This window comes from Mycobacterium sp. ACS4054 (assembly GCF_001667275.1).
In the GTDB taxonomy this organism is placed as follows: domain Bacteria; phylum Actinomycetota; class Actinomycetes; order Mycobacteriales; family Mycobacteriaceae; genus Mycobacterium.
In genome coordinates, this window is sequence record NZ_LZHV01000050.1 from 149,346 (window position 1) to 170,140 (window position 20,795).

18 protein-coding genes are annotated in these 20,795 nt (G+C 67.5%); 8 read left to right on the forward strand and 10 right to left on the reverse strand.

What is annotated here, in order from left to right; translation table 11 throughout:
- The first annotated feature begins 202 nt into the window (after positions 1-202).
- From A5730_RS13555 to A5730_RS13585, 7 genes are all read left to right on the forward strand, one after another.
- Entirely contained in the window at positions 203-580 is a 378-nt protein-coding gene (locus A5730_RS13555; RefSeq protein ID WP_055401458.1) for an STAS domain-containing protein, read from the forward strand.
- A gap of 59 nt (positions 581-639) precedes the next feature.
- Positions 640-1,080 carry an ATP-binding protein gene (locus A5730_RS13560; protein WP_067901143.1) on the forward strand — a complete coding sequence of 147 codons (441 nt, stop codon included), beginning with the start codon at positions 640-642 and terminating at the stop codon, positions 1,078-1,080.
- An 83-nt stretch (positions 1,081-1,163) separates the two neighbouring features.
- Complete coding sequence (locus A5730_RS13565) at positions 1,164-1,784, forward strand: TetR/AcrR family transcriptional regulator (protein ID WP_067901146.1); 621 nt, start codon at positions 1,164-1,166, stop codon at positions 1,782-1,784.
- 110 nt (positions 1,785-1,894) lie between these two features.
- On the forward strand, positions 1,895-3,031 hold the full coding sequence (locus A5730_RS13570) for a phosphotransferase (RefSeq protein ID WP_067900926.1): 1,137 nt from the start codon (positions 1,895-1,897) through the stop codon (positions 3,029-3,031).
- Positions 3,032-3,147: 116 nt separating this feature from the next.
- A complete protein-coding gene (locus tag A5730_RS13575; protein WP_067900930.1) occupies positions 3,148-4,908 on the forward strand; it encodes an amidohydrolase family protein in 1,761 nt (586 codons plus the stop codon).
- Positions 4,909-4,918: 10 nt separating this feature from the next.
- Positions 4,919-6,271 carry an SRPBCC family protein gene (locus A5730_RS13580; RefSeq protein ID WP_067900932.1) on the forward strand — a complete coding sequence of 451 codons (1,353 nt, stop codon included), beginning with the start codon at positions 4,919-4,921 and terminating at the stop codon, positions 6,269-6,271.
- 148 nt (positions 6,272-6,419) lie between these two features.
- A complete protein-coding gene (locus A5730_RS13585; RefSeq protein WP_156745798.1) occupies positions 6,420-6,701 on the forward strand; it encodes a hypothetical protein in 282 nt (93 codons plus the stop codon).
- A 7-nt stretch (positions 6,702-6,708) separates the two neighbouring features.
- Here A5730_RS13585 and eccCa read toward each other — a convergent pair whose 3' ends face one another.
- The 5 genes from eccCa to A5730_RS25430 all read right to left on the reverse strand — a co-directional run bounded on the left by eccCa (position 6,709) and on the right by A5730_RS25430 (position 15,185).
- The gene (gene eccCa / locus A5730_RS13590; RefSeq protein WP_067900936.1) at positions 6,709-10,914 is read right to left on the reverse strand and encodes a type VII secretion protein EccCa; all 4,206 of its coding nucleotides are present in this window, start codon (positions 10,912-10,914) and stop codon (positions 6,709-6,711) included.
- A gap of 2 nt (positions 10,915-10,916) precedes the next feature.
- On the reverse strand, positions 10,917-12,404 hold the full coding sequence (eccB, locus tag A5730_RS13595) for a type VII secretion protein EccB (protein WP_067900938.1): 1,488 nt from the start codon (positions 12,402-12,404) through the stop codon (positions 10,917-10,919).
- Positions 12,405-12,406: 2 nt separating this feature from the next.
- A complete protein-coding gene (locus tag A5730_RS13600) occupies positions 12,407-13,243 on the reverse strand; it encodes a transglycosylase (protein ID WP_369829875.1) in 837 nt (278 codons plus the stop codon).
- Positions 13,244-13,430: 187 nt separating this feature from the next.
- On the reverse strand, positions 13,431-14,375 hold the full coding sequence (locus A5730_RS13605; protein WP_369829876.1) for a hypothetical protein: 945 nt from the start codon (positions 14,373-14,375) through the stop codon (positions 13,431-13,433).
- Between the two features lie 126 nt (positions 14,376-14,501).
- Entirely contained in the window at positions 14,502-15,185 is a 684-nt protein-coding gene (locus A5730_RS25430) for a DUF5631 domain-containing protein (RefSeq protein ID WP_369829877.1), read from the reverse strand.
- Positions 15,186-16,100: 915 nt separating this feature from the next.
- Here A5730_RS25430 and A5730_RS25435 point away from each other — a divergent pair.
- Positions 16,101-16,586, forward strand: coding sequence for a hypothetical protein (locus A5730_RS25435; protein ID WP_369829878.1), 486 nt, complete (start codon positions 16,101-16,103; stop codon positions 16,584-16,586).
- Between the two features lie 64 nt (positions 16,587-16,650).
- On the opposite strand, the gene A5730_RS13615 is transcribed toward A5730_RS25435, so the two are convergent.
- From A5730_RS13615 to A5730_RS13630, 5 genes are all read right to left on the reverse strand, one after another.
- Positions 16,651-17,160, reverse strand: a complete 510-nt coding sequence (locus tag A5730_RS13615; RefSeq protein WP_369829880.1) for a hypothetical protein — start codon at positions 17,158-17,160, stop codon at positions 16,651-16,653.
- A 350-nt stretch (positions 17,161-17,510) separates the two neighbouring features.
- The gene (locus A5730_RS24330) at positions 17,511-18,077 is read right to left on the reverse strand and encodes a hypothetical protein (RefSeq protein ID WP_082946829.1); all 567 of its coding nucleotides are present in this window, start codon (positions 18,075-18,077) and stop codon (positions 17,511-17,513) included.
- 218 nt (positions 18,078-18,295) lie between these two features.
- Positions 18,296-18,613 (reverse strand): DUF2563 family protein, encoded by a 318-nt coding sequence (locus A5730_RS13620; protein WP_067900944.1) that lies wholly within the window; start codon positions 18,611-18,613, stop codon positions 18,296-18,298.
- 119 nt (positions 18,614-18,732) lie between these two features.
- Positions 18,733-19,242: a pullulanase gene (locus A5730_RS13625; protein WP_067901157.1), complete on the reverse strand. Its 510-nt coding sequence runs from the start codon at positions 19,240-19,242 to the stop codon at positions 18,733-18,735.
- A 24-nt stretch (positions 19,243-19,266) separates the two neighbouring features.
- Entirely contained in the window at positions 19,267-20,703 is a 1,437-nt protein-coding gene (locus A5730_RS13630; RefSeq protein ID WP_067900947.1) for a CCA tRNA nucleotidyltransferase, read from the reverse strand.
- Positions 20,704-20,795: the final 92 nt, after the last annotated feature.

Consider the following 20,795-nt stretch of genomic DNA (forward strand, 5'->3'; position numbering starts at 1 on the left):
TTTGGGTGTGGTTCCCCGGGTGTCATACCATCGAATAAACAACTTGCGGCTGCATCTGTAGCTGGCACGCAGATCGTCGGGGTGTGTCTCCTCCGACGGGCAAGCGATTTCCGCGGGGTTGAACAAGCAGCCCCCGGCTTGGCAGCGGCTGTTTTGAGAGCTAGCAGTCTCCCAACGGGAGACCGATTGTGAGTGATAGACCATGGGCGAACTAACTGGCGATCCGATAGATCCGACCGCTTTCTCGGTGGGAAAACAACAGGTAGATCAGGCGGTCGTGCTCACCGTCTCGGGTGAGGTGGACATGCTCAGCTCCCCGCACCTGGCCGAAGCGATCCAGACCGCGTTAGGGGCCAAGCCCGCCGCGCTCATCGTTGACCTCACCAAAGTGGACTTCTTGGCGTCGGCCGGGATGACGGTCCTGGTCACGGCGCAGGCCGAGACCGAGCCGCCGACCCAGTTCGCGGTCGTCGCCAACGGCTCGGCGACGAGCAGGCCGATCAAATTGATGGGAATCGACAGCGTGCTTGCGCTCTACAGCTCGCTCGACGACGCGCTGAGCGGCATTGCTGGTGGGTGAACCTCGAGATGGGGGCACAGCTGGGGACGATGGGGCGCTCTGAGCACCAGCCACACAATGTGTCAATCAGCGACGACCGATCCCGTTTCGTACGGAGCAGGGTCGCCGCCGACCCCCGCAGCGCCGCTCGCGCTCGAGCCGAGTTCGGCGTCTGGCTCGAAACGCACTTCACCCTCGATACCGACCGCTTCAGCGACGTTCTGCTGGCGGTAAACGAAGCCATCGCCAACGCCGCGGAGTTCGCCTACTGCGACGCGTCCCAGCCGGGAACCCTGGACGTCGCAGCGGCCTACGACCGCCGGTCCGACACCCTGGCCGTCACGGTCGATGACCGCGGCCGTTGGCGCCGGCAGCTCCCGCCGCACTACCGGCAGCAACTCCGCGGACGCGGCATCCCGCTGATGGAGGCGCTCGCCGACGATGTGACCATCGACCGCACGCCGCGCGGGACCCGCGTCGCGTTGACGTGGACCGATCTCACCCGGCGGCCCGGCGCGTAAGCCCGGCTGATCCGCTTTGGGGATCCGCTTGATTCGCAATGCAATTCGTGGTTTTCCACAACGGGTCCCGTAACATCTGCGCCATGCAGCCGAGCCGCTGGTGGGGCGACGACCGCGCGATCCTCGATGACGACGAGGCCCGCCGGCGCATCCTGGACGCGGCGGGCCGGTGCATCGTGCATCGCGGCAACACGCAGTTCCGGATGGGCGAGGTGGCCGACGCGGCGGGCGTGTCCCGGTCCACGGTGTACCGATACTTCCCGGGCCGCGACGACGTCCTGCTGGGGCTGATCCTGGCGCGGGTCGACCACGCGCTCGGCGAGCTGGTGCGCTCGCTGGCCGCTCCGGACGATCCGGTGCGCGCGGTTCCCGAGATGGTGCTGGCCCGCGTCGAGTCGGTGAACGGCGACCCATTGAACGAGGCGCTGTTCGCCGCCGAGAGCACCGCCGTGGCGTCGGCCCTGGAGAAGGGTTCCGAGCCCATCGTGGAGACGCTGTTGCGGCACTACCAGCCGTTGCTGCAGCGGTGGCAGTCGGCGGGTCGTCTGCACGCCGACCTCGATCCGCGGTCGGTGGTGCAGTGGCTGCACGCCACCACGCTGTTTCTGCTGGCGCCATCGTGGCGGTTCCGCCCCGCCGCCGACAAACGCGCGTTCGTCGAGCAGTTCGTGGTGCGGGCCCTGGTACCGGAAGTCAGACAATAACGTCGGATTGTCTGATCTCCGGACGTTCAGGTATTTTTGCCTGACCCCGTGCCGCGACGTCCTCCGGCTCGCGGTGCGGGTGCCATGTCCCCCACCGAGAAACGAACGGCATGAACAACCCGGTGTCCCAAGCCCTTTCGGCCGTCGGACTGGCCGCGCACCTGGGCCGCGGGGTGGGTCGGCTGGCCACCGACGCGGCGGTCGGCGGCCGCGTCGGGTTGCCGCGCCGGGTGCAGGATGTCGACGCCGCGGTGCTCAGCAGGGTCATGCGCACCACCGTCAAATCCGTCCGGGTGCTGGGCAGCGGCGCCGGGACATCGTCGCGGGCGCGGCTGGTGCTGACCGGGAAGAACGTCCCCGACTCGGTGTTCATCAAGCTCGCGGCCACGACCGCGGCCACCCGGCTGATGGGCGAGCTCGGCCGGCTCGGCCAGACGGAAGTGCGGTTCTACAACCAGCTCGCGCCCCAGGTGGTCGGCGCGCCGCATGCCTATGGCGCGGCGTTCGATCCCTGGACCGGCCGCTACCTGGTGGTGCTGGAAGACTTGCCGGTCGAGTCGTGCGAATTCCCGGACACCCTGCACCCGCTGTCGCCCGACCAGGCCAGCTTGATCGTGGAGTTGCTGGCCGACTTGCACGCGACATTTTGGAATCGACTCCCCCGGGACGGCCGCGGCCCGCTGGGCTGGCTGTACACGCCCTCCGGTGACGTCACCTCGTTGCTGACCGGTTCGCTGATGCACGCCTCGATCAAGCGCCTCGCCGGGCGCACCGACATCCCCGTGGACAATGGCCGTTTCATCGCCGACAACTACCGCGCCGTCGCGGCGCTCATCGACTCTCCCCCGCACACCGTCATGCACGGCGACGCCCACCCCGGGAACATGTTCTTCCACGGGGGCAAGGCCGGACTGCTGGATTGGCAGGCCGTGCGGCGCGGGCACCCGTCACGGGAGCTGGCCTACACACTGATCACCAGCCTCACCCCCGAAGATCGCCGAACGACCCAGCGCGAACTGCTCGACGACTACCGCCGCGGGCTCGCGGCGGCGGGCGGACCCGAACTGGACCGCGACGATTTGTGGCAGCGGTTTCGGCAGGGCGCGCTGTACGCCTACGTGGCGGCCCTGATCACCGCCGGGATGGGCGGCATGCAGCTCGAGGGCATCGCGATGGAGGGGCTGCGGCGCGGCGTCGCGGCGCTCGACGATCTGGAAACGGTCGCGACGCTGAAGAGCTCCCTCTGACAAAACGAGTTTGGGCCGAACCTGTTGCTATGCCGCCCGCACGAGTTACGCTACTTCCCGTAGCGTAATGCTGCGGGTCTTGTGCGTCTTCCGCCCATCGCGGCAAGGAGAGTCTGATGTTCGATCTGAAGATCACTGGCGGCACCGTCGTCGACGGCACCGGCGCGGAGCGCTATCGCGCCGACGTCGGCATCAAGGACGGCAAGATCGTCGACGTCGTCCGGCGGGGCCCCGGCGACCCCGCGATGCCGGGCGAGGCGGCCGAAACCATCGATGCGACAGGGCGGGTGGTCGCGCCCGGCTTCGTCGACATCCACACCCATTACGACGGCCAGGTCAGCTGGGACAGCCTGCTCGAACCGTCGAGCGGCCATGGCGTCACCACGATCGTGACCGGCAACTGCGGCGTGGGCTTCGCCCCGGTACGCCCCGGCACCGAGCAATGGCTGATCGAGTTGATGGAGGGCGTCGAGGACATCCCCGGCACCGCGCTCACCGAGGGCATCACCTGGGGCTGGGAGACCTACCCCGAGTACCTCGATGCGATCGGCAAGCACAAGTTCGCGATCGACGTGGGCAGCCAGGTCGCCCACGGCGCCATCCGCGCCTACGCGATGGGCGAGCGCGGCGCCCGCAACGAGCCGGCCACGCCCGCGGACATCGAGGCGATGGGCCGGCTGGTCCGGGAGGCGATCGAAGCCGGCGCGCTCGGGTTCTCGACGTCGCGCACGATGGGGCACCGTGCGATGGACGGCGAACCGGTGCCGGGAACCTACGCGGCCGAGGACGAGCTGTTCGGCCTGGGACGAGCCATGGCCGCGGGCGGCCAGGCGGTGTTCGAGCTGGCCCCGCAGGGATCCGCGGGCGAAGACATCGTCGCGCCCAAGAAGGAGCTGGACTGGATGCGGCGGTTGAGCGCCGAGATCGACCGGCCGGTGTCGTTCGCGCTCATTCAGGTGGACGCCGACCCGAAGCTGTGGCGCGAGATGCTGGACCTCTCGGCCGACGCGCACGCTGAGGGCGCCCGGTTGTACCCACAGGTCGCGGCGCGCCCGTTCGGCATGATGATCGGATTCCAGGGCCACCACGGCTTCAGCCATCGCCCCACCTACCGCCGGCTGGCGGCGGAGTGCAGCCGGGAGGAACTCGCGCAGCGGCTGGCCGATCCCGCGGTGAAGGCCGCCATCCTGGCCGACGAGGACCTGCCCGCCGACCCGACGCTGTTGTTCGACGGCATGTTCGCCCTGGTGCAGCACTCGCTCGGGCGGCTCTACGCGCTGGGCGACCCGCCCGACTACGAGCCCACCCCCGACCGCACCGTCGCGGCTATCGCCAAGGCGCGCGGCGAGGACCCGCTGTCGACGCTGTACGACCTGATGCTCGAACGGGACGCGACGGCGATGCTGATGCTGCCGCTGTTCAACTATGCCGACGGCAACTGCGACGCGATCCGGGAGATGCTGCTGCACCCCGCCGGCGTGCTCGGGCTGTCCGACGGCGGCGCCCACTGCGGAATGATCTGCGACGCTTCGTATCCCACGTTCCTGCTGACGCACTGGGCGCGGGACCGGCGCCGGGGCGACAAGCTGTCGCTGGAGTACGTGATCCGCAAGCAGTCCCGCGACACCGCGCACCTGTTCGGCCTCACCGACCGCGGCACCATCGAGCCGGGCAAGAAGGCCGACATCAATGTGATCGACATGGACGCCCTGACGCTGCATCCCGCGGCGATGGCCTTCGACCTGCCCGCCGGCGGCAACCGAATCCTGCAGGGCGCCAGCGGTTATGCGGCCACCATCGTCAGCGGAACCGTGACCCGGCGCGACGACGTCGACACCGGGGCCCGCCCCGGCCGGTTGGTGCGCGGGGCGCGCTAAGCCTCCGCGCATGACCGCGCCACCCGGCAACCCGGCCCGCACCCGCTCCAACGTCCCAGAGGACGCGATCGGCACTCCGCCGGAAAGCCCGACGCTGGTGCCGGCGCAGCGGTACTACTCGCCCGCCTTCGCCGCGCTCGAGGTCGAACGAATGTGGCCGAAGGTCTGGCAACTCGCCTGCATGGTCGACCATGTCGCCGAGCCGGGCGACTACTTCGAGTACCGGTGCGGACCGTACGGGGTGCTGATCGTTCGCGGCGACGACGGGGTGCTGCGCGCCTTCCAGAACGCCTGCCGGCACCGGGGCAACTCGGTGTGCGTGGGCTCGGGCTCGGGACTGCGCGAGCTCAAGTGCGGCTATCACGGGTGGACCTGGGACCTGGCCGGAACGCTCAAGCGGGTGCCCAACCGCAAGGGCTTCGGCTCGCTCAAGATGTCCGACTTCCCGCTGGTGCCGGTCCAGGTGGACACCTGGGAGGGCCTCGTCTTCGTCAATCTCGACCTCGACGCGATGCCGCTGCTCGACTACCTGGAGGCGGTGCCCGACGACATCGCCTGGTGCCGGCTCGGCGACTTCCGCTGCTACGCCACGCTGACCGTCGAGGTCGAGGCCAACTGGAAGACGATCGCCGACGGCTACAGCGAGACCTACCACATCCAGACGCTGCACCCGGAGTTGCTGCGCTGCGTCGACGACATCCATGCGCCGCAACGGATCTGGGGCCACACCGGCAAATCGGACCAACTATACGGCGTGCCGAGCCCTCGATTCGAGGGCGCGCTGAGCGACGAAGAGGTTTGGGACGCTTACGTTTACACGCAGGGCGCGCTGATGGGCGCCGCCGAAGGGACGCCGATGCCCAAGCCGAAGCCCGGCCAGAGCGTCCAAGACCTGATCGCCGGACACACCCGCGCGTTCGCCGCCAGTCGCGGGGTGGACCTCGACTGGGCGGACACCGACCGCATCACCCGGCTGCACCAGTACAACGTCTTCCCCAACATGACGCTGCTGACCAACGCCGACCACCTCACGATCATGTGCTCGCAGCCCGGCCCCGATCCCGACCATGGCGAGCTGGTGATGTTCCTGATGACGCGGATGCCGCCGGGCGCGGCGCGCGCCAAGCCGACCGATGTCCGGGTGACCGCCGGTGAGGCCGAGCCCGGCGTGGTGCTCACCCAGGACATCCGGGTGCTCGCGGGTCTGCAGCGCGGCATGCATCAACCGGGTTTCACCCACTTGGTGCTGTCCAACGAGGAACGGCGCGTGATCAACACCCACCGCAACTTGGAGCGTTATCTGGACCTACCCCAGTCCGAGCGGATGACCGGCGGCGCGGCGAAGCAGTCCGACCCCGCATGATTCGTGTAGACACGCCGTAATCGGTCCGATGCGATTTAGAATCCCTTTCGTGATGACCCCGTCAAACCCGTGGGGGGACGACCGAGGGCAACTCGCGCATCAGCTACAGATGCGATATCAACCACTCGCGCGAAGACGCGCGCGCCGAATGTGCCACAACTTCGCGCGCGTCGGCGTGCGCACCGCACCCGAGCGCGTGCGAGAGATGCTGGCGGGGGCGCCGCTGGCCGCTCATGAAGTGGTGGACGTCCATTTCGCGCTGATCGCACTGCAGTTCGACCGCGAAACGCGCGCCGCCCGATACAAGCGGCTGAAGCGACAGGGCGCCCGCTCGATGCTGTTCGCCGGGCTGGTCCTGGTGGTGTTGAACTTCCTCATGTGCATGGCCTACGTCATGCTCAACCTGGCGGAGCAGGCCGCTCCGCTGTAGATCTGCGCTACTGCTGTGGGAGCGGGGCGGTAGACGGCATGCCGACGAGCACGCCCTCGACGTCACCGTCGACGCTCACCAGCAGGCCTCGTCCCGGCGGCAACGCCTGGGCGCGGACCACGCGGTTGATCCGGTTCTGCGGGTCGTTGTCCATGTAAAGCTGCGCCACCTTCGCCGAGTTCTGGAACCGCATCCACGGATCCATCTGCAGCGTCGCCCAGTTCGCGCTGTTGCGGGTGGTGAACACGTGCAGCCCGATCTGCCGGGCCCGTTCCATCAGCTTCCACAACGCCGCGCCCACCGGGGGTTTGGGCGGGTAGCTTTGGTCCGGGCGCAGGTCTTGGACATCGTCGATCAGCACGAAGTGCCGGGCGCCTTCCCACGGCTTGAGCGCGCGGAGCTCCTCCTGGCTCAACCCCTTGGGAGGCAGCCGGGGCAGCAGGACCTGTTGCGCGAGTGCGGTTATCACCTCGTCGATCTCGTCCTGGTCGTAGGCGTAGGCGCGCACGTAGCCCGGTCCGCTCAGGTCCCGCAGGCCGTGCGGGGCCGTCTTCGGGTCGATCAGGGTCAGCTGCGCTTCCTCCGGGCCGAACCGGTTCATGATCGCCTCACCGATGGACACCAGCGACATCGTCTTGCCGCACCCCTGCCGCCCCAGGATCATCAAGCCCGGGCTTCCCTGAAGCCGGAGCGGAACGGGCCCCAGTTCGTGTCGCTCGCCGATGGCGAAGGCGATCGACAGGTCGTCTCCGCGCGGATGCGCGGCCTCGTAGTCGAGGATCGCGCGCAGCTCCACGCGTCGCGGAAGCCGTTGCAGTGTGGCGTGTTTCGTCACGCCCGCCACGTCGGCGATTTGCGCGCCGACGTCGACGATGCTCACCAGCGCGCCGGTGGCGGGGTCGGACAGCGCCGGGACGCCGACGCGCAGCTCGTGCAGGCTGTCCGTCAGGCCGAACCCCGGGCGGTTCAGGGTCCGCCGCGCGGCGTCCCGCGACTCGAGCGACGAGTGTCCCATCTGGCTTTCGCTCGGGTCCGCCAGCCGCAATTGGATTCGGGCCGTGGCGTTTTGCAGCAGGCTCTGCCGCTGCCCGTGAATCCAGCCGCCGGCGCTGCACATCACGTGGACGCCGTACTCGGGGCCGCGGCTGCTCAGCGAGATGATCCGATCGCCCAGGACGGTGTCTTTCGAATAGACGTCGTCGTAGTCGTCGACCACCACGAACACGTCGCCGAAGGGGTCGTTGGGGTCGGTGCCGCCCAGCCCGTCGCTGCCCGGCGCGAACCGGCGCTCGCGGAAGCCGTCGAGGTCGATCTTGAGCCGGCGGAACGAGTCCTCACGCGCGTCGATCAGCGCGTCCATGCTGCTCAGGATCCGCTCGATGCCCTCGGCGTCCTTGGGCGACACGATGTCGGTGACGTGTGGCAGGGACGCCACCTGGGCGAGCGTCGCGCCGCCGATGCAGAAGAACGTGACGCGCGACGGGGTGTACATCGTTGCCGCCGAACACATCAGCGTCATCAGGGTGGTGGTCTTGCCGCGCTGCTTGGCCCCCACCACGATGACGTTGCTGCGCAGCGCGTCGACCGCGTGCACGATCTGTTTGGACTCTTCGGGGATGTCCATCACGCCCACCGGGAACATCAGGCCCGGGTTCTGGCCGTAGTCGAGATGCCACGGCTTGCCCCGGTAGGCCGCCACCAGGGTGTCGACGGGCTCGGGGTCCTCCAGCGGCTCCAGCCAGGGGCGGCGCGGCGACCGGTGCGGAACGTCATGCAGCGATTCCCGCAGCACGTCGACGATCTTCTTTCGCTTGAAACCGTCGTCGTGGTAGAGGAATTCGTCGGGCTCGGAGTCCACCGCGGCGGCCGCTTCCAGCGCCGCCGCGTCCGATGCGTCGAGCGGCTGGAACTGCCAGTTGTACAGCCGCGGCTTGGTCAAGGTCATGTCGACGGTGGTCGCCACCTCCTTGGCCTTCGGCACGACGAACGGGGCCGAGAGGTAGAAGCAGCGGAACGGCTCCAGGTCGCGCGGCCCGACCTTCAGCAGCGCGAAACCGTTCTCCTTCGACGGCAGGTGGTAGGCCGCGTCCGAGCCGATCACCTCGCGGCTGTCGTCGCCGGATTCCGCCCGCAGCGCGATCCGGAACGCGATGTTGGACTTGACCTTCTGCAGTGACGACAGGTCCAGCCGCTGGCCGCCCAGCATGAAGAACACGTTGGCGCCGCGGCCCTCCTGACCGATGTGGATGATCAGATTGATCCACTTCTCGTGGTTGGCAAAGAGTTCCAGGTACTCGTCGACGATCACGAGCAGCACCGGCACCGGCGGCAGGTCGCGGCCGGCGAGCCGGATCTCTTCGTAGTCGTTGGCGTCGCGGGCACCGACCGACGTGAACAGCTCATAGCGTTGCTTGATCTCGCCGTCGATCACGCGGCGCATGCGCTCGGCCAGGTGCCGCTCGTCCTTGCCCAGGTTCGACAGGGCGGCCACGACGTGCGGGATGCCCAGGATGTCCTGGGCCGCCGACTCGAATTTCATGTCGACGAAGATGACGTTGAACGTCTCCGGTGAATGCGTCAGCGCGATGCCGTAGACCAAGGACAGGAAGAACTCCGACTTGCCCGAACCGCTGGTGCCGATCACCACGGAGTGAAACCCGAAGCCGCCGAAGTCCTTTGCGCGGATGATGATGTTCTGCAGCTCCCCGGTCGGTTTCGCGCCGACCGGGATCTCGCACCAGCGTTCGTCGCCGCGGCCGCGCCGCTCGGCCCATAGCCGGTCGACGTCCAATTCGCGCGGATCGATGATGCCCAGCGCGCGCAGCAACTCGGCGGCGCCGCCGGTCGAATCGGCGATTTCGCTGCGGCTGGTGGGTGACCACCGCGCCATGGCCCGCGCGTACCGGTAGGCGCGGTGGATCGACAGCTGGTCGGCGTGGGCGAAGAACTTGCCGCGCACCCGCAGCAGCGGGGCCGGGCGCCCGTCTTCGCCGTCGGCGTCGAAGCCGTTGCGGCCGAATCGGACTTCGCCGTTGCCCGCCGCGGGGTGCCGCTCCCCCATCTCGAAGACCTGGTCCTGCGCGAAGCCCACTCCAGTTCCGACGCGCGATGCGATGCGCAGCAACGTGATTCCCGCCTTGCCGACCTGTCCCACGACGCTCTCCCAGGCGTCGGGGCTGCCGGTGTTGTCGTCGACGATCACCAGGTGCGGTCCCAGGTCCACGGCGTCGGTTCCGGTCTCGAGCGCCGATCCCATCGCGGTCGGGCTGGCCGCCGCCAGCGGCGTCCAGGCGCCGCGCTTTCCCTTCATGTGCAGCTCTGCGCCCAGGGTCTCCTCCAGCTCCTCCGGCGTCGCGAATACCAGGCGCCGAAAGCCGCACGCATCAAACAGGTCGTCGTGCAGGTTGTGTGGCAGCCACACCATCCACGACCACACCTCGGGATTGCGGGTGACCACCATCAATTTCAGGTCGCGCGGGTTATGGAACACCGCCAGGGACGACAACACCGAGCGCATCAGCGAGCGTAGCCGGTCCAGGTCCTCCCCGACGAAGCTGAACCCCGGCGCCGACCGCAGGTTGACCACCTTCGCGATGTCGCGAATTTTGCGCTGTTCCAAGATGAAATCGCGCAGGGCCTGGCCGGTGACGGGTTCGAGCTCCTCGTCGGAGGCGATGTCGGGCCAGGTCACCGACAACACGGAGTCGGGCGCGTGTTGCACGCCGGTGCCCAGCCGCACCTCCAGGAAGTCCACGTCGCCGCGGCCGCGTTCCCACATCCGCGGGCCGCCGATGATCGCCCCCAGCCCGCGCGGGTCCGAGTGCACCGCGTTCTGCCATTCGCGCTGCGCGCATACCGCGGACTGGATTTCGTCGCGGTTCGAGTCGAGGTCGCGGAGGTAGCGCCGGCGGCCCTTCTCCATTTCGCCCCAAGTGATCTTGCGCGCCCGCCCGAAGCGCCCGGAGAACGCCAGCATGCTGAACGCGCCGATGCCCATCAGCGGGAAGAACCCGGTGGACAGGCTGCGCACCCCGGACACGTAGAGCATGACGATGGTGCCGATGAGCGCGACGATCAGCGCCGGCACCCCGATCATCACCCAGATGTTGCGCGGCTCGCGCTCCGGCAGGGCGATCGGCGCATTCGGTGCTACCCGAACGGGTTTCGGCGGTTCGATCTTGACCCGATTGATGGGGAACGCTTTCTTGGACATCCCTAGCCTCCCGCCTTCGCCGATGTCGTCACCACAGCCGCCTTGCCGAGCGCCGGCACGGTGTCACGAGCCACGAGTGCTGCCTCCCGCGACAAGGCCGGGCCGGCAGCGAAGGTCCGCAACAACGGCCACGGCGCCTGCACCGCCGAGGTCGGATCCAGCCCCAGCGCGCGCATCGTGTCATCGTTCGCGGCGATGCCGAACCGAACGCCGTTGTCGGACACCCAGAACAACGATTCGCGGGAGTCGGACGTGATCACCCCGCTCGTCGAGGTGACGAAGTTGGCCGCCCCGGGCAGCACCAGCACCTGGTTGGCCACCACCGACCCGGGGTCGCGGTCGTCGCGGACCAGGTGCACGATCCGGTCGTCGAGGTACGAATACACCGGCAGCCCGCGGCCGTTATAGATGACGACGCGGGCCTGCGGATCCGTCGAGCCCTTTTCCCAGCTGACACAGGTGGTCGGATTCGCCGCCGTATCAATGAAATTCAGGCGCTTCGTCGGGTAGTAGTCGACAGCGAGCGAGTTGACCTGGGGGATGTTCACCAACACGTCGGGCGCCACCACCCGGGGTGCCGTCGACCCGTACGAATTGGCGCTGCGGAGCAGATCCGCGACGAAGCTGGTGATCTTTTGCACGCCGTCGGGCAGGAGCACATAGAACTGCTTGCCGCCACCGGCGGTTTGCGCCTGCAGCACCGCACCCACCTGTGAACCCGAGACCCAGGTCGACGGCGCGCCCGCCTGGGGAACGTCGGGGACGCGCAACGGCTCGGTAGCGGGCAGGCCGTCGTACAGCGCGCGCGAAATCTCCACCGGCGACGTCACTCCCGGGTCGAGCCCCAGGCTCAGGGTGATCGCCCTGCTGGCCGGATCGACCTGCGAGCGTTTGCCGCCCCAGATCACGTAGGTGTTGCCCTCAAACGTCACGAGCAGGCCGGCGTCCTCGACCAGCGGTTCGGCGCGTCCGCCGCCGTTGAGTGTGCCCGCAATTGAGGTGACGACCGGTTTCTCGCCACTGCGCGGGCGGCCGGCGGTATCGCAGACCGCCCACGCTGAAATCCCGCCCCGGTTCACTGGCATCGCCGCGGGCGCACCCGGTATACCGATCAGCGGCCCGGTCGGATACTTGGCGATCTCGCTGCGCTTCACCCACGTCGGCTGGTTCGCCGTCCCGGTGGCCAACCGGGCGGACGTCAGGTTCAGGGCCGGATAGAGCCGGCCGTCGATGCGCGCGTAGATCGCGCCGGAATCGCGGTCGCCGATGATCGATGATTCACCAACGGCGCCAGTCGGTTTCAGAATGTTCAGCAGCAACATCCATCCGGCGCCGATGGCCACCAACAAGATCGACAACACCAACGCGGCGGTCTGCTTGCGGTCGTCGTGCTTCATGCGCACCGAGAACCGGGTGGTCGCCGCGCGCAACCGTCGGTTGTAGAACAGGTGACCGGAATTCTGGTCGCGGTTCGACAAGCTCAGCGGCATGCTCAATACCCCTTAGGTGATCGGCGAGGATCGGCCTGCTGAATCCGATCGGCCAAATTCGACGCGTCGGCGGCAACGCCGTAGCGGCCCATCGCGTAGTTGATGAACGCGCACGCCTGGGCCAGAAGGTCGTGGATGTCGCGAGACGTTCCCGGCTGGTGATATGCCGCGAACGTTGGGCCGATGAACTGCCAGGCGCCCTTGCTCGGCGTGCCCCGTGCCGCATTCGAATCCCAGTCGTTGACCGCGTTGGCGTTGTAGTTGGACTCGCGGCGGGCCACCAGATCCATGCCGCGCTCCCAACGGGCACGCGCCGCCGGATCGTGAATGCCCTTGATATCCAAGGCTTTGCGGATCGCCGCTAGGACGGCCGGCCGGCCGGTGCCCTGCATGTGTTCTCGCCTTCGTCGGTAGCGCAGGCGCCCCAGCCGCAGCGCGTGCAGGCGCGCCCGGCGCCGGGAGTTCAGGATGTGGCGGTGCTGGGCGCGCAGCCTCGCCGCCATCCGGGCCATTGCCTCGCGATGGGCGATCGGGCTGTCGGCCGCTTTCGTGTCGGCCATTGCGTCGTTCAGGACCGCCCGGGTGGCCGCCCGTGCTTGCGCATGGTCGGCGCGGGCCTCTCGCATGACTAGTGCGAGTTGTCGGTCGGCGTCTGCTATGGGGCGCAGGTCGTTCAGCGAGCTCGTCGACCGTTGCACTGCGTTGGGGGGAAGGCCGTTGGTTTTGAACTCGCGGGGTTCGTGCACGCTGTCGACCGGAGCCGCGATGGTCTCACCCGCAAACAATCCGTGGCCGCGGGACAGCGCCGCGACCGCCCGCATCATCAGCGGATCAGTCAACGCTTGTCCCCTTTGCGTCCATCCGTCCTGGACACTCGAGCTGCTCCCACACCCCTTGGTCGCGAAAATCCGTACTCAATAGCATGCACGAATAGGCAGTTCCGCTGTCAATAACGAGCGATCACGTAGCGACCCTACTGCCGGGTGATTGACCCGACCACTCACCTGTCTGAGGAAGTGGGAGTGGCTATTCCTTGGGCTCTTCCTCGCTTGGCATGATCACGATCCGGCGGTTCGGCCGGTTGGTGACGACAGTCGGCTTGTCCTCGCCGGGCTTGGGGCCCGGGGCGGCCGGCGGCATCGTCAGCCGGCCCTTGACGGGCTGGCCGTTGGGCACGCCCGGGGCGGAGATCCGCTTCTCCGGTGGCTTCTCTTTGTTGCCGCCTTCGCCGTGACCGCCCATCGCGCCGGGAGGCATCATTCCCATCCCGCCCATACCAGCCTGGCCGGAGGTGGTCGGCGCGCCGCTGACCGGCGGCATCATGGCCGCCTTTGAGGCGCCGGCCGGGGTCGTCGGCGGGGACGAGCCGGGCACGGGTGGCGGCCCAAGCGAGCTGGCCGGGGTTGTGCCGCCGCCACCGCCTCCAAGGCCGGCGCCGCCGCCACCGGAGCCCGCGCCGCCGCCCAGTCCCGTTTCCGGTTTGACGCTGTCGACCAGATGCGCGTCGTTGGCGAGACCGGCCCCGTGGGCGCCCTGCACGGCGCTCATCAGCGGTTGGATGGCGCTCTGGCCGGCCTGCATCGCCTGTTGGGGCAGCTGCGTCAGCGGGCCCATGATGCCGCCGACCGCGCCGCCCAGCGCGCCGGTGATGCTTTGCAGCATCTGCTGCATCATTTGCGGGGCTTGCTGGCCGACGTTCTGCATCTGCTGCTGCGAATCCGCTTCGTTGGCGGGGAATTTCGCGGCCGCGTCAGCGGCGTGCGCGCGACGGTCGGCGTCGGCCGCTGCGGCGTCGGCGGCGTCTTTTGGGACGCCTCCATTGCCCGCGGTTCCAAGCGCTCCCCGGAGTATGTCGGTGGGGCTCGTGCCGCCAGCAGACACCGGGAACGGCATCGGCGCCGGCGCCTCGGGCGCGCCAGCCAGCCCCCCCAATACGGCCGGCGTGTTCTTGATGGTGCCGCCGCCGGTCATAGCCTCACCTCCACCCCGCTACGAAGCCTCTGATCGCTTCTGTGCACTCACGCACCACGCGATTCGTTATGCACCATTTTGGCATAGCGCGCCGGTATGGGTATTCACCTCGACTTTCAAGGCGCTCTAGGCGGCGCCGTGATGGCTGATTACGTCGAACCAGGCCATGTGGTAATTCGCGAGGTACTCGTGCCCATCGATTAGGGCTTCGATCGCCGACAGCAGCATCCAATCCCCGACAGCTCCAGGGTCGTGGTCGGGGTATGCCGTCATCACCGAATTTTGGATGTCGGTGATGCAACTGCGCAGGAGACCAGTTTCGTTTTCAAGCACCCCGGTCTTCCGCACCGCCGGCGTCGCGATCGCCTGCGCAATTCGCGGCAAACCATCGCGGCGGCGCACGGCCTCCACGAGCGCAGGCCCTAGTTCGTCCACTTGCGGTGCGGCCGAGCGGGCGGGCCGGTCGCCGCTCAGCGTGGGTGCTTCCGGGTCCGATTCGGCCACATAGGTGTTGTGCTCGTGAGCCGCGGCGACCACGACGGCCCCCAACAGGTCGACCACGTTTGCGTCTGGTCGGCGTGCAGCCGGTTCGAGCAGGGTTACGTGTGCGGGCAATCGGACGTGCGGCGGAATCCATCCGCCGGCAATGTCGGTGACCAGCAGGGTGGTGGTGCCGTCGTCACGCAGACCGGCCGCCCACGAAAGTCGCGGCTCCTGGCGGGCCACCGCATCCACGAGCCGCTGCAGGCGCTGCTGCTCCGCCGCCCTGCTCGATACGGCGCCGGCGGTCGCGCGGGTCGCCGCCGACATCGCTGAAGCGCCGACCATGCTCGACGAACTCGCTCCCGCCTGCCCACCGGCGGCGTTCTGCGCCGCGCGCTCGACGGGGGACACCATCGGCCCGCCGGCCGACGGGGACGAACCCGGCGACGGCGCGACCGGCGCTCCCGAAACCGGTCCGGCCGGGGCTGCTGGTGCGGAAGGCGGCGCTGCGATCGTCGGGCGCAAATCGGAGCCGTACGCGGGTAATGGGCCGGCGGGGACACTTGGGCCTCCGGATACGGACGCCGGCGTTCCCGACCACGAGCCACCCGTCATTACTGGCGCGACCGGAGCGGTTCCTGTCGTCGAAGGCGCCGGAGCCGCCGGCGGCGGCGCGTCAGCCGGGGTGCTCTGCGGAATGAAAACACCCGCACTCGGTGCGGTAGGCGCCCCCGCAGGCGGCCCGGACTGCGGCGGCGTGCCCGCACCAGACTCCATTGCGTTGACTGCGCCCGACGAAATGCCTTGAGCGCCTCCGCCTGCCGGCTGCCCCGTTGCCATGCCGGACGCGAAAGATTGGGCCAAGTTAGGCGAGCCGGTTTGGCCCAGGCTGGCGGGTGACATCGTCATGGGACTGCCCGCCATGCCTGGCGTCCCTGGCGCGACTGGCCCGCCGTGACCTACCGATGGCACGCCGCTTGGGAGCGTCGGTGCGCCGCCACCTGGCGCGCCCGGAAACTCAGTTCCGCCGACCCGCGGTCCAGTGGGCGTATCCCCGCCAGGATGGGGCTCGCCACCATGGAACCCAGCTGCGTTGACTCGCGGGCTATGCGTAACTGGTGCTGACACGTTCTCTTCGGTGTGCGGTGCGCCCGCGTTTATTCCGGCGCCGCCGATCCGTGGCTCCGTCGGCGAAGCTCCGTCCCCTGGTTTCAAATCCTCACCAGTGATAGAGCGTGGTGGTTGAACGGCTCCTGCGTTGAACCCCTGTTCACGCGCCCACGTGCGTGCGTCGCCGCCAACGCCTTCGGCATCAAGAATCTTCTGAGTCGCCGTCATAAGTTTGTCGCCCGCCGCCGCGCTTGCATTCGCGGCGTCACCGTTGCAGCGCAACTGAACGGCCTGGATCTCTGCGACCTTCTCGGGAAGCGGCTTTTTCGAGGCGAGAATTTGATCTATCTCTCTGTTGCCCGTATTCGCAATGTCTGCCAATCGACTTCGCAGATAGTCGACTGCATCAGCAGCCGAATTGAAGGCTCCCGCCTTCGCTTGGTACTTCTCAGCAAGATCGAGATGAAATTTTTCGCCTTCTTGGTACCTCGATATAAGGTCATCCGCTGTGTGGCCTTGATTATGTGCCGCGATCACTGTCCACTGATTTCGCAAGTCCTGAGAGAACAGCTGTTGCTCGACACACGCCTGGCTCCAATGTTGAGCTGCGGCGCGTAGATCAGTCGACGGTCCTGACCACCACGGCCCGATGAGCGCCGCTGTCCAAATGCCGGGCGGAAGGTCAGCCCCCACTGCATACCTTTTTCATCGCAGCGTCCTTGGCGATGACAGTATCGAGGGCCGATTGAAAGTCGGCCTCGGACGCGACTCCATAGCTGCTCTTAGCCGTCACAGTGAGGTTGGCAGCTTCCAGGGCGCGCGCTGGGTCGCGGTAGTTGGCGTCGAGGGCCGGGTTGCTCGCGGCCATGTCAAGCATTAAGGCCCCATTCGTTGTCGCGATGCGCGCCAGCGCTTTGTCGGTACCGGCTGTGTCAACCTGAACTGCATGGGCCGCCAATTTGTATGTATCGCAGAGTTGTCGTTGGGCAGCCGCGATTTCGGTGGCCGTGTAAGTACGGGTAGCAGTGGTCACAGAAGAGCGCGCACCGGTCGGCCGTGTTAGCGCCACGATGAGCGCAGCTATAGCAATGACGAATGTCAACGACACGGCGCCGCCCTGCCATGGGAGCCCGCGTGAGGCCGGCTGCGTCGGATAATTCGGTGACCAATTCCCCGCAGGCGGGGAGGCCATCGGTCCCTGACCAGGACCCCGCGGCTCGTTGACCGCCATGCGTCCTCCTCACAGTCGCTGACGTTGAAGACCCTGCCAAGATTCGCTCGTCTATCCGCGCTCCATAGTGAAACAGGGGACTGCACGGCAGCAATTCACTGCTGTCGCGACCTCAATGCGTTGCTATGCCCCTGTTGTGCACTCAAGCTCAATCTCATGCCGTCTCCACAGCCGTGCACTTCCCCGCGCGCGCCCGGCTCAGCGCCTTCAGCGACAACCCTTCACCGTGACGTGCACTGAACGAACTAACGAAACACAATCAGCCGCGCACCTACAGGGTGCGGGTTTGTGCAGACTTCGATCCTTGTACGTCACGTGCCGCCGCAAACTTTCTGCATGGCAGCGTCCTTCGCGTTAGCGTCACTAAGCGCAGCCTGCCAAGCCGGGTCGTCGGTTCCAGTTGCCAAGCTCGATACGACTGCAACGTTGCTGTATGACTCAGCTAGGGCAAGCGCAGCGGCGCGATCGCTGGAGGTGATCGCTGGATTAGCGTTTACCGCCTCTTCGAGCATCACGGCACCGTTTACGGTCGCTATACCCGCGCGCTCCGAACTCTTGCCATTTGTCTCGATCTGAACTGCACGACCGGCCAGCTTGTAAGCGTCACATAGCTTTTGATGTGCCGCTGCGATTTGCTCTGCGGTATATGCCACCGTCGTTGTGGTGGCTGAGGACGCGCCGGGTGAGCTGCGAGTAGGCCGTGTCATTGCGACAACCAGAGCACCGATGGCCAACAGAACAGCAATTGCTGATAGAGCGATCGCGGGCCAAGTTTGAGGACGTTTTAGGGGCTGGGGCGGGTACGCCTGCTGCTGCCACGGACCCACAGGCGGGCCGACATGTGGCTCCCCCGCGTTGTATGGAGGCAGATCCCCCATGCAGCCCTCCCTCGTATCAACTCGTGTAGGGGTCATTCTCTTGAAATTATCCCCGTACATCCCGCATCGCCGCCGAATTGTGGCCGCAACGCGACGCTGGCGTCACTGGCACAGCGAGCCGTCACCCCATGACTTCTAACGGAATCGAAGATTCGACATAACCGGCCAGCTTGAAGGGCGTGTTACTTGGTAGCCGCCGAACAAGGCCTCGAACCCCGCTACGCCGGAGCCGAACCCGGTCGCACAGCCTGCATTTCGCCGGCGTTGTGTTGGTCCATGCTTGTGAACCCTCGCGCGGCGTAGTGCGCCTTCGAACCGACGTCAGTCAGCGTCTGCTTGTGGCCTTGCAGGTTTTCGACGTGTTGGGTGTGCGCGGCGGCGAGCGCCTCGTGGAAGGAATCGGCGGCGGCGAAGTCGCCGAACATGCCGGATGCCAGCGGCCCGCGCGCGAGCTGATCGGCGCCCTCTTGGGCGTGCCCGCCAGCGCGATGCGAGTCGTTACCTCCGGAATGCAGAAGGTCCGTGTCAACGAACATTGCCACCCCTTCCCTCGTCGACCGCGGCGACCAGTTCATCAGCTCAAACGCCGCTACTGACCAGGCTAAATACCCCGCCCGCAGCGGTCAATTCACCCGTCTCTAGGAGGAAAAGCGCTTCACAACGCGCTCGCCCCATCAGCCAACCCGTCCCCGTCCGAATCGGTCAGCCGCACGTTCCACTTACCGTCGCCGTCGGTGTCGACGTACCCGGTGACGCCGTCCTCGTCGGCGCACAGCACCCGGTCGGCCAGCCCGTCCGCGTCGGTATCAAACAGCCGGTCGTCGACGCTCCCGTGCCCGTCGAAGTCGACCAGCGGGCCGCCGGTGTGCTCGACACCATCGAGCCCGAGCCACCGCAGTTGCCGCCCCTGATCCGCGGCTATCCCCCACGTGCCCGACCCGTCGTCGGTGAAGTACGCCTCGGGTGTGCCGTCGTTGTCCACGTCGAGCACCAAGTGATCGGCGATGCCGTCGCCATCGAGATCCGCGAACGCGTCGTCGCGCAGCCCATCACCATCGAAGTCCAGCCCGTAAGCATCGAGCCGGCCGTCCCCGTCGACGTCGAGGTCGAGTTCGCGATGCCAGATCGCCGCCGCGCCGTCATCGCCCGCCATGCAATAGTCCATGACCACTCGGACGTAAAACCGCCGCTACGCGTTCCCCCGCGAACTCCACCACTTCAGCAGTTCCGCGGTCGCCTCATCGGCGGACAGCGGCCCGCGCTCCAGCCGCAGTTCTTTGAGGAAGCGCCAAGCCTCGCCGACTTGCGGGCCCGCCGGAATGTCGAGCAGTTCCATGATCTGGTTGCCGTCCAAATCGGGACGCACCCGCGCCAGATCCTCTTTGGCGGCCAGTTCGACGATCCGCTCCTCCAGCCGGTCGTAGCTGGCTTGCAGCCGCGCGGCCCGGCGCTTGTTGCGCGTCGTGCAGTCGGCGCGCACCAGCTTGTGCAACCGCGGCAGCAGCGGTCCGGCGTCGGTGACGTAGCGCCGCACCGCCGAATCGGTCCACTTCCCCTCGCCGTACCCGTGGAACCGCAAATGCAGATACACCAGCTGCGAGACGTCCTCGATCATCTGCTTGGAATACTTCAACGCCCGCAACCGCTTTCGGGCCATCTTGGCGCCGACCACCTCGTGATGATGGAAACTCACGCCGCCGTTGGGCTCGTGCCGCCGGGTGGCGGGCTTGCCGATGTCATGCAGCAGCGCGGCCCAGCGCAGCACAAGATCCGGGCCGTCATCCTCCAGCGCGATCGCCTGCCGCAACACCGTCAGCGAATGCTGGTACACGTCCTTGTGCTGGTGGTGTTCGTCGATGGCCATCTGCATGCCACCGACCTCGGGCAGCACCACGTCGCCCATGCCGGTCTGCACCAGCAGGTCGATGCCGGCCCCGGGGTCGTCGCCGAGCAGCAGCTTGTCCAACTCGGCGGCCACCCGCTCGGCGCTGATCCGCGCCAGTTCGGGCGCCATCTCCTCGATCGCCTCCCGCACCCGCGGGGCGACGGCGAAGCCGAGCTGCGCAACGAAACGCGCCGCCCGCAGCATCCGCAGCGGGTCGTCACCGAACGACATCGACGGTGCCGCCGGGGTGTCGAGCACCCGCTCGCGCAGCGCCGCCAAACCACCCAAGGGGTCGAGGAATTCACCCGGCCCGGCGGGCGTGACGCGCACGGCCATCGCGTTGGCGGTGAAATCGCGGCGCACCAGATCGTCCTCGAGGCGATCGCCGTACCGCACTTCGGGGTTGCGGGAGACCCGGTCGTAGGTGTCGGCGCGAAAGGTGGTGATTTCCAGGCGGTGGCCGTCCTTGCCGACGCCGACCGTGCCGAATTCGATGCCGGTGTCCCACGAGTTATCGGCCCAGCGGCCCAGGATTTGTTGCACCTGCTCCGGGCGGGCGTCGGTGGTGAAATCCAAGTCCGGACTCAACCTGCCCAGCAGCGCATCTCGCACCGAGCCGCCGACGAGGTACAGCTCGTGTCCCGAGCCCTCGAACGCCGAGCCCAACTCACGCAGCATGGGCGCGTGTTGGTTCAGGGCCACCTGGGCGGCGGCGAGCAGCTCGACATCGGCTTCGGGCACGTTCGATCAGCCTAGTAGGCCGACACGGCCATGACCGCGCTGCGCCATCGCGCGCCCCGCTAGCGGCGAGTATGTCCTGGGAGACGAAGTCG